The sequence below is a fragment of the Bacillus gaemokensis genome, from assembly GCF_001590835.1.
GTDB lineage: Bacteria > Bacillota > Bacilli > Bacillales > Bacillaceae_G > Bacillus_A > Bacillus_A gaemokensis.
On sequence record NZ_LTAQ01000012.1, the window covers coordinates 99,521 to 114,429 of the forward strand.

Sequence of the window (14,909 nt, forward strand, 5' to 3'; positions counted from 1 at the left end):
GACATGGGAGAATCATGGGGAAAGGGAACCATTTGTGTGCAAGGTGGTTATACACCAAAAAATGGTGAGCCGCGTGTTTTACCGCTTTATCAAAGTACGACGTACAAATATGATACGTCAGATGAATTGGCGGCACTCTTTAACTTAGAGGCAGAAGGTTACATTTATACACGTATTGGAAATCCGACACTTGCAGCATTTGAGCAGAAGTTAGCAGAATTAGAGGGTGGAGTCGGAGCTGTTGCAACAGCTTCTGGCCAGGCTGCCATTATGCTTGCTGTTCTAAATATTTGTAGCAGTGGTGATCATTTGCTATGCTCTTCAACGGTATACGGAGGGACATTTAACCTATTTGGGGTAAGTCTACGTAAACTGGGCATTGATGTTACATTCTTTAATCCAAACTTAACAGCTGATGAAGTTGTGGCACTTGCCAATGATAAAACAAAGTTAATTTATGCAGAATCACTTGGAAATCCAGCGATGAATGTTTTAAATTTTAAAGAGTTTTCAAAGGCTGCAAAAGAGTTAGAAGTACCGTTTATCGTTGATAACACGTTAGCAACACCTTATCTATGCCAAGCGTTTGAGCACGGAGCAAATATTATTGTCCATTCTACAACGAAGTATATTGATGGTCATGCAAGTTCATTAGGTGGGATTGTTATTGATGGTGGAAACTTTGATTGGAAGAATGGTAAATATCCAGAGCTTGTCGAACCAGATCCAAGTTATCACGGTGTAAGTTATGTACAGAATTTTGGGGCAGCAGCGTATATTGTAAAAGCACGTGTTCAGTTATTAAGAGACTATGGTAACTGTATGAGCCCATTCAATGCGTATATTAGCAATATTGGTTTAGAAACATTGCATTTACGAATGGAGCGTCATAGTGAAAATGCTCTTGCTGTTGCAAAGTGGCTTGCTAATCATGAACGTATTGAGTGGGTGAACTATCCGGGATTAGAAAATAATGAAAATTATCCGTTGGTGCAAAAGTATTTAGCAAAAGGGGCAAGTGGTGTTTTAACGTTTGGGATTAAAGGTGGATTAGAACCTGCGAAAGAGTTCATTGCAAATGTGAAGTTGGCAACGCTCGTGACACATGTAGCAGATGCAAGAACATGTGTGATTCATCCTGCTAGTACAACGCACAGACAATTAACTGAGGAAGATCAGCGCCTAGCTGGTGTTACATCTGATTTAATTCGCTTATCGGTCGGTATAGAAGATGTTTCTGATATTATTGCTGACTTACAAGCAGCTTTAGTTGGGGGCAAAGCACATGCCGATCATAGTTGATAAAGATTTACCAGCTCGCAAAGTATTACAAAAGGAAAATATTTTTGTCATGACGAAAGAGCGAGCAGAAACACAGGATATACGTGCTTTAAAAATTGCCATTTTGAACTTAATGCCAACAAAGCAAGAAACAGAAGCTCAATTGCTGCGATTAATCGGTAATACACCGCTGCAATTGGATGTGCATTTGCTTCATATGGAGTCCCATACATCCCGCAATGTAGCACAGGAACATTTAACAAGTTTTTATAAGACATTTCGTGATATTGAAGAGGAAAAATTTGATGGGCTTATTATTACAGGGGCTCCGGTTGAAACACTTCCTTTTGAAGATGTAGATTATTGGGAAGAGCTTGGACGTATTATGGAATATTCAAAAACGAATGTAACATCCACGCTGCATATTTGCTGGGGGGCACAAGCGGGTTTGTATTATCACTATGGAATTCCGAAATACCCACTTGAAGATAAGATGTTTGGTGTATTCGAACATGAAGTACAGGAACAACATGTGAAGCTATTACAAGGGTTTGATGAACTGTTTTTTGCACCGCATTCTCGCCATACAGAAGTGCGTGAGGCGGACATTGAAAAAGTGAAAGAACTGACGTTACTAGCGACGTCAGAAGAAGCAGGTGTTCATCTTGTTATGGGGCAAGATGGAAAGCATATTTTCGCTCTTGGTCACAGTGAATATTGTTGTGATACGCTAAAACAGGAATATGAACGAGATCGGCAAAAAGGGTTAGAGATTGAGATTCCAAAAAATTATTTTAAACATAATAATCCAGATGAAAGACCGCTTGTGAGATGGCGAAGTCATGGGAATTTATTATTTTCAAATTGGCTCAACTACTATGTGTACCAAGAAACCCCCTATATTTTGTAAGATGAACGTTATATAGTACTTGGCAACGTTTTCTTTGCAGAGATTATCTTATATTTTTCCGAATGTTCAAAATATATTGTTTTTCAGAAATTTAGCTTATATAATGGCATCTAAATACAATTTTTTAGAGGGGTGGACAGTATCATGAATGAAATTCAAGTGGGCTTATTGGGTCTTGGGACAGTTGGTAGCGGTGTGGTTCGTATTATTACGGATCATCAGGATCGATTGATGCACCAAGTAGGTTGCCCAGTTAAAGTAGCAAAAGTATTAGTGCAAAGTATCGAAAAAGAGCGAGAGGTCCATGTACCACCTACTCTATTAACGCAACATGCAAATGAAATTATAGATAATCCTGATATTGATGTTGTCATTGAAGTGATGGGTGGTATTCAGGAAGCAAAAGCATACATTTTACAAGCCTTAAGTAATGGGAAACATGTTGTGACTGCCAATAAAGATTTAATGGCATTGCACGGGGCAGAACTTTTGACAGTGGCAAAAGAGAATAAAGCGGACTTATTTTACGAGGCAAGTGTAGCTGGAGGAATTCCAATCTTGCGAAGCATTGTAGAGGGGCTTTCTTCAGATCTTATTACGAAAGTGATGGGAATTGTAAATGGAACAACAAACTTTATTCTGACAAAAATGTCTGACGAAGGGAGAGCGTATGAAGACGTGTTAAAAGAAGCGCAGCAGCTTGGATTTGCGGAAGCAGATCCAACATCAGATGTAGAAGGTTTAGATGCAGCAAGAAAAATGACAATTTTAGCTACTCTTGGTTTCTCTACAAATGTAGAGCTTGGGGATGTGAAGGTAAAAGGGATTACTTCTATTACAGAGGAAGATATTGCGTACAGCAAAAGCTTAGGATATACAATTAAATTAATTGGACTCGCGAAGCGTGATGGGGAAAAGTTAGAAGTAACAGTTGAACCGACATTACTTCCTAATGCACATCCTCTTGCAGCTGTTCAAAATGAATATAATGCCGTATATGTATATGGTGAAGCGGTGGGAGAAACGATGTTTTATGGACCTGGCGCGGGAAGCTTGCCAACAGCGACAGCGGTTGTCTCTGATTTAGTTGCGGTAATGCAAAATGTGCGCCTTGGTGTAAATGGAAATAGTGCTGTTTCTCCGCAGTATGAGAAAGTATTGAAAGAGTCAGATGAAATTTTTGTGAAGAAGTTTTTACGCCTACATGTAAGAGATGAGATTGGTGTATTTGCAAAAATTACATCCTTATTCTCTGAGCGTGGTATTAGTCTCGAAAAAATTATTCAGATGCCGCTTGGGGAGAAAGGAAAAGCTGAGATTGTTATCGTAACACATCGTGCATCTCTTGCAGATTATGAATATATTTTACATATATTGGAGGAGTACGAAGAAATAGATTGTGTGAAAGCAAACTATCGAATCGAAGGGGATGCTAAGTAATGTGGAAAGGTTTACTTGCTGAGTATAAGGAATTTCTTCCTATTACAGAACAGACACCACCTTTAACATTACATGAAGGTAATACACCACTGATCTTATTAGAAAATCTGTCAGCTCGTTGGGGTGTGACGATTTATGGGAAAATAGAAGGTGCAAATCCGAGCGGTTCCTTTAAAGACCGCGGTATGGTGATGGCTGTAGCGAAGGCGAAAGAAGCTGGAAGCGGTGCGGTAATTTGTGCATCAACAGGTAATACGTCTGCTTCTGCAGCAGCATACGCGGCGAGAGCTGGATTATCATGTATCGTGATCATTCCAAATGGGAAGATTGCCTATGGTAAATTGGCGCAAGCTGTCATGTATGGTGCTGAAATTGTAAGCATTGATGGAAATTTTGACCATGCACTGCAAATCGTATGTAACCTCAGCGCGTCATCACCAATTACACTTGTGAATTCCGTTAATCCATACCGGATTGAGGGACAAAAAACAGCTGCATTTGAAATTTGTGATGCGCTAGGAAAGGCTCCGGATATTTTAGCTATTCCTGTTGGAAATGCTGGTAATATTACAGCATATTGGAAAGGTTTCGCAGAATATCATGAAAGACTTGGAACTGGTTTACCAAAGATGCATGGTTTTGAAGCAGAAGGCGCGGCTGCGATCGTACGAGGACATAAAATTGAGAATCCCGAAACAGTTGCAACAGCCATTCGTATTGGAAACCCAGCAAGTTGGGAAAAGGCTATTTTGGCTGCAGAGCAATCACAAGGAAAGATTGATGAAGTGACAGATGCAGAAATTCTTGAGGCGTACGAATCGCTAGCGAAGTACGAAGGAATCTTTGCTGAGCCAGCTTCTTGTGCATCTCTTGCTGGGATTTATAAGCAGGTGCAGAGCGGTGGAATTGCGAAGGGAAGTCAAGTTGTGGTGGTGTTAACAGGGAATGGCTTGAAAGATCCAAATATCGCAATCGACACGAAACAGATTCAGCCGATTGTATTGCCAAATGATGAGAAGGTTGTCTTTGATTATATTCAGGGAGCTGTTTTTCAGTGAAATAGATGAAGCTTATTGAGCATGATGCTCAATAGGCTTTTTTACGCTCAAAACCTTTGTACCGATCTGAATAAATGCTTGAATAATCCAGCCTGTTGTAAAGGAAAGGATAATCGTTCCGAAATAAATAGGTCCATCTAATAAAAAGCTACATATTAAAAATAAAAAGGCCAATGAAATCTCTGTTCTACGAAATGTCCACTTTTTCTTTTCAGCCATGGTTAAGACGAATGCCTCTTGCGGTGCGGCACAAAGCTGTGTTGATACATAAATGCCGATTCCAGCTCCAACAAATAGATTTCCGCAAATAAGTGTTATATATTTTGGAAGAGAGCGTATTGAATCCATAATGATAGTAATTGATCCAATCCAATCAACAAAAATAGAAATAAGGATCATAGTTACAATTGTACCGATTGTAATATGCTTTTTATTTAAGAGGAGCACAATAAGTGTAAAAGAAAAGTTAATCATAAAAATCCAGAATCCAATACTTATCCCGAAATTTTGATATAGTGCAATAAAGAATGAATCATAAGGACTGAGTCCAAAGGAAGTAATAGTTGTCATCATGTTAATGCCAAGGGAGAGAATGAGTAAGCCGCCGATAAAAAATATATATTCTAGTTTGAGTCGTATCATATATTTCAAATCCTTTCTGAACGTATTTGCTAGGAAAGGATATAATGTGGAAAGCTTACCAGGTCAAGGGGGATTTTTACCATGGTGTATGTAAAAAAATAAAAAGGGGAAGAAATACGATGGCAAATATAAAAAAGATTGCTGAAATTGCTGGTGTATCAGTCTCAACTGTGTCACGCGTACTAAATAATCATCCTTATGTAAATGAGGAAAAGAGGAAAGAAATTTTAGCAATCATTGAAGAGTTAAACTACACTCAAAATGTGAATGCGATTCATTTAGTAAGAGGAAAAACAAATGTGATTGGTGTTTTATTACCTCATGTAAATGATCAGTATTATAGTGCCATTATTGAAGGGATTTCTCAGGAAACAGCAAAGAAAAATTATCATATGATGCTTTGTCAGACGAATTATAGTGCTGAAAAGGAACTTGAGATTTTACATATGTTAAAAATGAAGAAGCTTGACGGCTTAATTATATGCTCTCGAATGAATGACCACAAAAAAATTGAAGAATATACAAAGTTTGGACCGATTGTAACATGTGAAGAAATAGAATCTAACTCTATTTCTAGTGTACATATTGATCACTATAAGGTGTTTTCGCAAGGGATGAAATATGTAATAGAAAATGGACATACTCATATTGGATATTGTATTGGAAGAAATAATAGTATAAATAGTCAAAAGCGAAAACGAGCTTATGATGAAGCGCTTCAGGAAATTTCTATGAATCCCTTAGATGAATGGAAGGTTAAAGAGTGCTTTACAGTAGAGGATGGACGTGAAGTATTAAGGGAATGGATGAACATGTCATCGAAACCGACGGCGTTTCTCGTTTCTTGTAATCCAATTGCAGCTGGTATAGTAACGGAAGCGAAGAAGCAAGGTATTCGTATTCCAGAGGAGCTTGCAATTATCGGGTGTGATGATCAAGAGGTGGCTGATATATTAGGGATTACAACCATTTCTCATTCTAGTAAGGCAGTTGGTACAAAAGCATTTGAATTATTATATGAGAAGATTATGGATGAAAAGGTAGACGTAAAAAATATTGAGTTATTGCCACAATTCATTAAGCGAGAAACAACATAATAGAGAAGATAGGAAAATCGCTTTTCAAAAAGGCGTTTGGTATAATTATGGACAATCTATGAGGGGTAAAAGGGGTTTTGATATGAGATCAAAATTAGTAAAAGGAGTTTTACTCATTACAATTGCATCTTTTTGTTTGTTTGCATACGGTTTTATTTCAGGTATTAACGATGTGTTGAATCCAAAAGCTTCAAATTTAATTACTAAGGCAGAAACAGCGCAGGTTAAGGAAAGGAAGAAACCTGGGACACTGCAAGTCGTCAGTTTAGGTGATTCTTTAACGCGCGGCGTTGGTGATAAAGAAGGAATTGGCTATATTGGACGGGTGAAGGATGGATTGCAAAAGGATTATAAGCAGAAGGTTGCGTTAACGAATTTAGCCGTTAGTGGTGCAAAGATGCCAGATTTGTTAAAGCAAATCGAAAGTAACGGTGCTCAGTACTCCATTAAACAAGCAGATCTAATTGTTTTAACAATTGGAGGAAACGATTTGTTTCCGGGCTGGGAATCGCTTGGGAAAATCGATTTAGAGACATATCGCCCTAGTGCGGAAACATTTCAAAATCAGGCAAAGAAAATTGTAACGGAAATTCGTAAGTTAAATCCAGATAGCCCTATTTTTTGGCTTGGTTTATACAACCCCTTTGAGGATGTTGAAGATTTAAAAGGTTCTTCATCCATTGTTGTAGATTGGAATGCTTCTTTAGAAAAATTAGCAGTAAATGATAAAGATGTATATATTACGCCAACCTTTGATTTGTTTCAAAATCGTGGGAAAGAATTGTTATATACGGATCACTTCCATCCGAATGAAACAGGCTACTCATATATGGCAAATCGCTTATTACAAAACGTTGTAAGTAAGTTACAGCTAGATAGGGGAGGTGCGAAATGACGACGATATTATCAGTGCGGAATGTGAAAAAGGTTATTGGTAAAAAAACACTTGTGGAGAATATTTCGTTTGATGTGGAACAAGGAGAAGTGTTTGGATTCTTAGGCCCAAACGGAGCAGGGAAAACGACGACAATTCGGATGCTAGTTGGACTTATTAAAGCAACTGAAGGAACGATTTCTATTGGTGGCTACAATATTAAAGAGAATTTTCGAGAAGCAATGCGTCAAATCGGTAGTATTGTTGAAAATCCAGAACTTTATACATATTTAACAGGCTGGGAAAATTTAAAGCAGTTCGCACGTATGCTTGGTGGCATATCAGATGAACGTATTATAGAAATTGCGAAAATGGTTCATTTAGATGAACGCATTCACGATAAAGTAAAAACGTATTCCCTCGGTATGAAACAGCGCCTTGGGATTGCACAGGCTCTTCTTGGAAATCCAAAGCTTCTTATACTAGATGAACCGACAAACGGATTAGATCCTGCTGGTATAAGAGAGATGAGAGAGTTTATACATAAGCTCGTGAAAGAAGAAAATATGAGTGTATTTATTTCGAGTCACTTACTTAGTGAAGTACAAATGATATGTGATCGCGTTGCAATTATTCATAAGGGCAAAATGATTACGGTTGCGCCTATTGAGGAATTGATAAAAACTGCGAGCGATCGTGTTGAGTGGGTTGTCACGCCAATAGCACAAGCAAAGGATATATTAGAGGCAGCAGAGGAAGTAAGTGAAATTATTTTAGATAATGAACGGTTATTGTGCCGGATGGACACTTTATCGATTAGTGCCTGGAATAAGCGCTTTGTAGAAAACGGAATAGATGTGCATAGTGTGAAAGAGCTTGTGTTTACGTTAGAAGATTTATTTATTGAACTCACAAGGAGTGAGCGGCATGCGTGAATTTGCAAATCTTGTTTTGAATGAATCGGAGAAAATTTATCGGAAGAAACGTATCTTTGTTGTCATCCTTATATTAGCAATTTTAATTCCGCTATTTGTTTATGCGCAGTATCGCGAACTGCAGACGACGCAAAAGCGTCTTGGTACGAGCGATTGGAAAATCTCACTGCAGCAGCAAATTGTTGATTCACAAAATCGTTTGAATAATTCTAGATTACCAGAAGAATGGCGTGATTGGCTCAAGGTAAGAGTAGAGCAGCAACAATATTATTTAGATCATGATATTAATCCAACTGCACCAGGGGCACCGACATTTGTAAGGATGTTTATTGAACAAGGGATTACATTGTTTATTCCGCTTCTGGTTATGATAGTAGCAATTGATATTGTATCGGGAGAGCGGAGTGATGGGACGATGAAAATGCTCTTGACGCGGCCTATTAGGCGGTGGAAAATCCTCCTCAGTAAATACGTGACAATGTTGTTGTTTATTTCGCTTATCTTACTCCTTGTCGGGATTTTTGCCTACGCACTAGCAGGCATTGTCTTCGGCTATGCTGGATGGAATTTGCCCGTGTTAACAGGGTTTGTTATTGATAAAGAGGCGTTAAATACAAACTTTGTTCATCTTATTCCGCAGTGGCAATATATTTTAATGGCGTATGGGCTGGCGTGGTTTGTGGCACTCGTTGTTGGGACGATTTCCTTTATGGTTTCAGTTCTTATTCGTAATACGCCGGCAGGTATGGGAGTTATGCTAGCTGCCTTAATTGCTGGTAGTATTTTAAGCTCTTTTGCGACATCATGGGAAGGCGCAAAATATATTTTTAGTGTGAATTTATCATTAACAGACTATTTATCAGGAAAATTACCAGCGCTACAAGGTTTATCAATGAGCTTTTCATTAATGAATTTAACCGTTTGGGCCATAGCCTCACTTGTCGTTTCATTCGTTGTGTTTACGAAGCAGGATATGGTCAATTAAGTGAGTAGGAAGTGAAGGAATGGAAAACATTTTAAAGAATGACTGGGAGCCACTACTTGCACCAGAATTTGAGAAGCCGTATTATCAAAAATTAAGCCAGTTTTTAAAAGAAGAATATAGTACACATGTCATTTATCCAAATGAAAATGATATTTTTAATGCATTGCATTATACGAGTTATGAGAGTACAAAGGTTGTCATTTTAGGACAAGATCCGTACCATGGGCCAAATCAGGCGCACGGTCTAAGTTTCTCTGTACAACCAGGTGTTAGAACACCACCATCGCTGCAAAATATGTATAAAGAATTACATTCTGATATTGGCTGTGAAATTCCGAATAATGGTTATTTAGTGAAATGGGCGGAGCAAGGCGTATTGTTACTTAATGCAGTATTAACCGTCCGTCAAGGTGAGGCTAATTCTCATAAAAGAAAAGGATGGGAGCATTTCACAGATCGCGTTATTGAATTTTTAAATGAACGTGAGAAGCCAGTAATTTTTATATTGTGGGGACGCCACGCACAGGCAAAGAAAAAGCTGATAACAAATTCAAATCATCATATTATTGAATCCGTTCATCCGAGTCCATTATCAGCAAGACGTGGTTTCTTCGGAAGTAAACCATTTTCAAAAGTAAATGAATTCTTATCTAATATGGGTGAGAGGGAAATTGACTGGCAGATTCCAAATCTATAATGAGGTATAAAAAAGGTAGCTAACAATCATTTTGTTAGCTACCTTTCATTATTACCCCGCTATTTTAGGGAAGTAAGACCCCCACCTCAAAATTCAGTGAAAGCAAAGGAGTTAGGTGGGGGATCAACTGCCCGTAAAAGCCCGATTCGTTCAACTAATAATCAGTGGGGGATGAAGAAAACCCCCACTGATTAAAGGTTCACTTTATTGTTCATTTTTAAGTTTTGCATCTAGTACAAAAGTGCCAAATGGGATAACAGATGCAATAAATGCACCAAGAGCCCATAAAATGGATTTACGGTGTACGATTGTTACTTGAATCACTGCAAAGATAAATAGTATAAATAGAACGCCGTGAGCCATACCTGTAATTTTAACGGCTGTTGCAAATCCCGCGAAGTATTTTAACGGCATTGCTACAAATAATAGTAGTAGAAAGGAAATACCTTCTACTAACCCAATTGCTCTTAATCGTCCAATCGGTGTAGATAACATGAAATTGCCCCCTTATAAATAAGTGCTTGTTTATAGTAAATATGTATTCTTTTCAAAATGAAATAGTCTATTTTGTTTCATTATATCCGAAAACAGAGTTTACACTACGAGAATGTTGTAAAGTTCAAAATATCTTCACAAAGCTGTTTGTATTTAAATGAAACCCCCTTTGAAGTATTTGACTTCAAAGGGGGTTTATGAATGGAATTACACAAGGATTTCGCTTTTTAGTACAAATTTCTCTACAACTTTTGCAACGCCATCATTCATATTTGTATCAGTTACGTAGTTTGCAATTTCTTTAATATCATCTGGTGCATTTCCCATCGCAACGCCAAGGCCAGCGAATTCAATCATTGCCTGATCATTGTAGCTATCGCCCATTGCGATGACTTCTTCGCGCTTAATACCAAGTTTTTGAATTAATTGATTTAGGCTTGTTCCTTTTGTAACGCCAGCTTCCGTGAACTCTAAGAAGTATGGTTTTGAACGCATTACACTTAGTTTACCTTCTAATTGTTTTTGAAGTTTCTTTTCCACTTCTACAAGGCGTTCAGCCTCTTTATTCATTAACACTTTTACAACAGGTTCTTGTACAGCAGCCGTAAAGCTATCTACTAGGATAATTGGCATGCCTGTCAGTTGCCCTTCAATTTCTGTATATGGATTATTCTCTTCAGTTACAATGTCATCACCCATATACGTATGGATCCAAACATCTTCTTCTTTACTAATTTCATATAGGCTGTGAACGATTTCAGGAGATAATGTACTACTGAATAGTTCTTCATCTGTTTTACAATCAATAATTTTTGCACCGTTAAATGATAGGATAAAACTTCCGTATTCTTCTAAACGAAGTTCTTTTGCAATGTGGCGCATACCAAATGTTGGGCGACCAGAAGCAAGCACAACTTTCACACCTTGTTCTTGGGCTGTCATTAAAGCTTGTTTTGTACGAGCTGAAATTGTATGGTCATCGCGTAGTAAAGTATCATCTAAATCTAAAACAATCATTTTATAAGACATATAGAAAGTTCCTTTCTTTGTTGAAATAATAGTTGATGTTGTTAGACATATGTTCTAGCAAAATGGCGAGGATAGATAGTAAGACATCGAACCTCTTCAAAGGTATATAAATACAAATTGAAAAACGGATAGAAAACCTTTCTTTTTAGGTGGGAGAGAACATCCAACCGTGCATAGAAGCGTCAGCCCCTCTTCCTGCCCCGTGCCAAGTTAAAACAAAGAGAGACGACGAGTGCAGGTTACCTTTTGTTTTTCGTAGTAGCAACTTATATGTTGAAAAATCAAAATGGATTTATATAGTGAAGTGGATTACCGTATTGTTAGTATAAATTATTATGGGCAACATGCCCATAATAATTTATACATATCGTAACAACTCTAAAAGTAGAGTGCAATAATGGAAGTTTTCCAATTTACGATGGCTGTTTTTCTGTTGAACGAGAAAATAAAACCTCAAGTAGAATAGCCATGACTGAACCAAGTACAAGACCATTGCTTAAAAAGGATGCTAAAAATGGTGGAAGCGTAGAGAACGCCCCAGGCGGGACAAACATAACACCAATTCCTGTAAAGAGTGAAAGACCAGCGACGCGGAATAAGCCCTCTTTATTTTGTACGGTATCGTACTCACGGAAAGCGAGGCCAATCATACTTGCAAGTACAGGATAAATAGCCGCATATCCAACAGCGACAGGAATGGCTGCGAAGAATGATGTAATCTTTGGAAATACACTAATTAAAATAATGAAACTCGATCCTAATATAAAGGGAAGTCGTTTATAAATATTTGTTGTTGCAATAAATCCAGCTGAACCTGAAATAGCTACTGGCCCAATTGCCGAGAAAAGGCCGCCTAGCAATTGATTGATTCCTGTTATAATTCCAGCTTGTTTAAAACGATTTTGGACTGCGTCTTCTTCATATTTAGACACAACCTTTTGAACAACGCGAATACTTGCTAACATGTTTGTTAGAAGAAGTAGTGTGACAAAGATAACGGTGATTACCATATTCCATTCAATGCGAGGTGCACCAAAAACAAATAGAGATGGCAAACGAATGATATCTGTTACTGGTGTAATAGGATTTGATAACCCGAAACATGCAAATAAAATCCATCCGAAGACAATACTGAAAAGGACAGAGTATTGCCCGATAATAGGTAGCTTCATAATGAAAAAAGATAGTAAAATAACAATTAGTGAAAGAATGAATACGTTTGTCTGTACTTCAGTATGTTGTCCATCAAGACCAAACATCCCTTTTAGGAAAGAACCACTAAGCTGAGCAACGAGAAGGAATAAATATGTTCCAATTACTGTTGGTGTAAAATAGTGGACAAGCTTATCGATAAGTCCGAAAATACTAAGGAGAATACAAATAATCCCGCTTAATAAGAAAGCATACTGCAAGACGCGGAGTGTTTCACTATTGGATCCAAACAATACGACACCTAAGCTTGCATATAGTGAGAAAATTCCCCACCAAAGCCCAGCAGGCCCTTCTTGAACGGGTAGTCTATGCCCAAATATAGCTTGCAGGAGGCCAGCGAAGCCAAGAACAAATAATGTTCGTTGTACAAATGCAATAGCTTCAGCACCTTCAAGTCCATAACTGGTGGCAACGCTAATTGGTACAATGAGACTACCAGCCAAAATAAATAATGCCCATTGTAGGGCGGAAAGAAATGTTTTCATCATATCGACCTCTTTCGTAGATTCCGTTTCTAGTATATACGTATTTCATTTCCTCTGGCAAAGATTGTAGATAGAGAAAAGAGTTGAAGAATGATATGAATGCACGTAGGCAATTGTGGATTGCAGTGATATGTATGTGTGTTGTTGTAATTCTTGGCACAATTCGATTTATGACAATCGAAGAGATTAGCTTGTTTCAAGTCTCTTGGATGACAATGAATACAGTATGAACAGTTGGATATGGTGATGCGGTTCCGCTAACCATATTGCAAAAGGAATTGCAAATCCACTAGCGGTCCATTATATTGATACAGTGTTGTATGAAAGGGAGAAGCCTGCGCAATTGAAAAAGTGGGTTCACTTTTGATTGGGAAGAGATTGATGGAAGGTAATATTAGAAATCAATGTAATGTTACAATTTTAGCGATATTGTGATAAAGAAATATCATCCATAATTCAAAGGGGCAGGAAAAATTACAAGAACATGATATGATAATAGTATTTGGTCCAGTAGAGAAGCTGGGGCAATTTAAAGAAGAAATACAAAGTACGAGGTGAAAAGGAATGCACATATCTAGCGATAAGATTTTAAATAAAATGGCGAATGAAATTGCAAAAGCAAAAAGTAGCGAAGGACAGAAATCCAAAGAACATCTTTTAGTCGTTCGTGCTTTATGTGATTTACTATTGGATGAACAAGGTGAATCTCATGCGTATGTAGAATCAAAATTACAATCACAAGTTATCACGCCGCATCCCATGACAACGGTTCAGGTAGCGCCAGTTTCGGGAGAGCCTGTTTATATGAAAGAAGAGGATGCGAACGGTGGTTCTTTATTTGACTTTTAAAAGTTAAATAGGTTGGCTTATCTGTGAAAATTTCTTATCATAAAGATAAAAAGGGGAATTCCAATGAAAATTTTCTTCTTATTAGGTTGTATTGCAGCAGGTTTATCTGTCGTATTAGGAGCTTTTGGGGCGCATGGTTTAGAAAACAAAATTTCTGCGAAAATGCTAGAAGTTTGGAAGACGGGTGTTACATATCAAATGTTTCATGCGGGAGGATTATTTGTTGTTGCACTATTAATGGATAAAATCCAATCGTCGCTTTTAAGTACAGCAGGTTGGTTCATGGTAGCGGGAATTATTATGTTTTCTGGTAGTCTATATGCATTAAGTACAACAGGTATTAAATTTTTCGGACCGATTACACCACTTGGCGGTGTTGCGTTTATTGTAGGCTGGGTTTTATTGGGGACTGCAGTTGTAAAAGGGTTATAAAGGCAAAACAAAAGCTGGCAAATGCCAGCTTTTTTTATGGTCTAGGAGCATAAGTTGCTTGTTGGCCAGGTAAGTACGTAATTTCTTCAGGGAATTCAACGTAATCTAAGTAAATCATAAGTAATAAGAAACGTTTTCCAGATGCCGGCTCACTAATTACAATGTGATCACGACCAGCTGCTTCAATAATTCCTGTATAGGATTGTGTACCAAGTGAGCTACCGCGTTCATAGGTCATAACAACCGTTGCTTTTTTTCCCTTGTTTAAGCGGAGAATATTTTCAATATATGATTGTTCTAGCGGAAGCATACCTTGAGATGCTGCATACTGTGCTTGAGCTTGTTGTTGCATTGCTTGTTGTTGCATCAATTGTTGTTGCTGAGGTGTCATTTGTTGCTGTTGTCCTTGGGGCAGTGGGGTTCCAGAAGGTTGAAAAAAAGTTCCATAGTATGGGTTTTGTTGTTGTGCCATTCAAAAATCCCTCCTC

The 14,909-nt window shown here is 38.0% G+C and carries 16 protein-coding genes and 1 pseudogene; 12 read left to right on the forward strand and 5 right to left on the reverse strand.

The annotated features are described in order from the left end of the window. The first annotated feature begins 3 nt into the window (after positions 1–3). The 4 genes from AZF08_RS11720 to thrC all read left to right on the forward strand — a co-directional run bounded on the left by AZF08_RS11720 (position 4) and on the right by thrC (position 4,689). Positions 4–1,302, forward strand: coding sequence for a bifunctional O-acetylhomoserine aminocarboxypropyltransferase/cysteine synthase (locus AZF08_RS11720; protein WP_033673444.1), 1,299 nt, complete (start codon positions 4–6; stop codon positions 1,300–1,302). Beyond that, complete coding sequence (metA, locus tag AZF08_RS11725) at positions 1,286–2,191, forward strand: homoserine O-acetyltransferase MetA (RefSeq protein WP_033673443.1); 906 nt, start codon at positions 1,286–1,288, stop codon at positions 2,189–2,191. Before AZF08_RS11720 ends, metA begins: the two co-directional genes overlap by 17 nt. Before the next feature lie 144 nt (positions 2,192–2,335). Beyond that, positions 2,336–3,631, forward strand: coding sequence for a homoserine dehydrogenase (locus AZF08_RS11730; RefSeq protein WP_033673442.1), 1,296 nt, complete (start codon positions 2,336–2,338; stop codon positions 3,629–3,631). Beyond that, positions 3,631–4,689 (forward strand): threonine synthase, encoded by a 1,059-nt coding sequence (gene thrC, locus AZF08_RS11735; protein ID WP_033673441.1) that lies wholly within the window; start codon positions 3,631–3,633, stop codon positions 4,687–4,689. Before AZF08_RS11730 ends, thrC begins: the two co-directional genes overlap by 1 nt. 12 nt (positions 4,690–4,701) lie before the next feature. On the opposite strand, the gene AZF08_RS11740 is transcribed toward thrC, so the two are convergent. After that, entirely contained in the window at positions 4,702–5,331 is a 630-nt protein-coding gene (locus AZF08_RS11740; protein WP_033673440.1) for a YczE/YyaS/YitT family protein, read from the reverse strand. Between the two features lie 119 nt (positions 5,332–5,450). On the opposite strand from AZF08_RS11740, the gene AZF08_RS11745 reads away from it, so the two are divergent. From AZF08_RS11745 to AZF08_RS11765, 5 genes are all read left to right on the forward strand, one after another. Beyond that, positions 5,451–6,428: a LacI family DNA-binding transcriptional regulator gene (locus tag AZF08_RS11745; RefSeq protein WP_033673438.1), complete on the forward strand. Its 978-nt coding sequence runs from the start codon at positions 5,451–5,453 to the stop codon at positions 6,426–6,428. 82 nt (positions 6,429–6,510) lie between these two features. After that, positions 6,511–7,323: an SGNH/GDSL hydrolase family protein gene (locus tag AZF08_RS11750; RefSeq protein ID WP_033673436.1), complete on the forward strand. Its 813-nt coding sequence runs from the start codon at positions 6,511–6,513 to the stop codon at positions 7,321–7,323. Then, on the forward strand, positions 7,320–8,237 hold the full coding sequence (locus tag AZF08_RS11755) for an ABC transporter ATP-binding protein (RefSeq protein ID WP_033673435.1): 918 nt from the start codon (positions 7,320–7,322) through the stop codon (positions 8,235–8,237). The genes AZF08_RS11750 and AZF08_RS11755 overlap by 4 nt, the downstream gene beginning before the upstream one ends. Further along, positions 8,230–9,222, forward strand: coding sequence for an ABC transporter permease (locus AZF08_RS11760; RefSeq protein WP_033673434.1), 993 nt, complete (start codon positions 8,230–8,232; stop codon positions 9,220–9,222). Before AZF08_RS11755 ends, AZF08_RS11760 begins: the two co-directional genes overlap by 8 nt. A gap of 19 nt (positions 9,223–9,241) precedes the next feature. Then, a complete protein-coding gene (locus AZF08_RS11765; RefSeq protein ID WP_033673433.1) occupies positions 9,242–9,919 on the forward strand; it encodes a uracil-DNA glycosylase in 678 nt (225 codons plus the stop codon). 204 nt (positions 9,920–10,123) lie between these two features. On the opposite strand, the gene AZF08_RS11770 is transcribed toward AZF08_RS11765, so the two are convergent. The 3 genes from AZF08_RS11770 to AZF08_RS11780 form a co-directional block, all read right to left on the reverse strand. Continuing rightward, complete coding sequence (locus AZF08_RS11770; RefSeq protein ID WP_033673432.1) at positions 10,124–10,414, reverse strand: DUF3817 domain-containing protein; 291 nt, start codon at positions 10,412–10,414, stop codon at positions 10,124–10,126. Between the two features lie 207 nt (positions 10,415–10,621). Next, positions 10,622–11,443, reverse strand: coding sequence for a Cof-type HAD-IIB family hydrolase (locus AZF08_RS11775; protein WP_033673431.1), 822 nt, complete (start codon positions 11,441–11,443; stop codon positions 10,622–10,624). A 413-nt stretch (positions 11,444–11,856) separates the two neighbouring features. Beyond that, on the reverse strand, positions 11,857–13,140 hold the full coding sequence (locus AZF08_RS11780) for a purine/pyrimidine permease (protein ID WP_033673430.1): 1,284 nt from the start codon (positions 13,138–13,140) through the stop codon (positions 11,857–11,859). 95 nt (positions 13,141–13,235) lie between these two features. Between AZF08_RS11780 and AZF08_RS28615 the strand changes: the two are divergent. The 3 genes and pseudogenes from AZF08_RS28615 (at position 13,236) to AZF08_RS11790 (ending at position 14,421) form a co-directional block, all read left to right on the forward strand. Beyond that, positions 13,236–13,698 (forward strand): annotated as a pseudogene (locus AZF08_RS28615) (ion channel). Between the two features lie 6 nt (positions 13,699–13,704). Continuing rightward, on the forward strand, positions 13,705–13,989 hold the full coding sequence (locus tag AZF08_RS11785) for a YwdI family protein (RefSeq protein ID WP_033673429.1): 285 nt from the start codon (positions 13,705–13,707) through the stop codon (positions 13,987–13,989). Between the two features lie 63 nt (positions 13,990–14,052). Further along, complete coding sequence (locus AZF08_RS11790; RefSeq protein ID WP_033673428.1) at positions 14,053–14,421, forward strand: DUF423 domain-containing protein; 369 nt, start codon at positions 14,053–14,055, stop codon at positions 14,419–14,421. Between the two features lie 34 nt (positions 14,422–14,455). Here the strand turns inward: AZF08_RS11790 and gerQ are convergent, their stop codons facing one another. Beyond that, on the reverse strand, positions 14,456–14,893 hold the full coding sequence (gene gerQ, locus AZF08_RS11795; RefSeq protein ID WP_033673427.1) for a spore coat protein GerQ: 438 nt from the start codon (positions 14,891–14,893) through the stop codon (positions 14,456–14,458). Positions 14,894–14,909 lie beyond the last annotated feature (16 nt).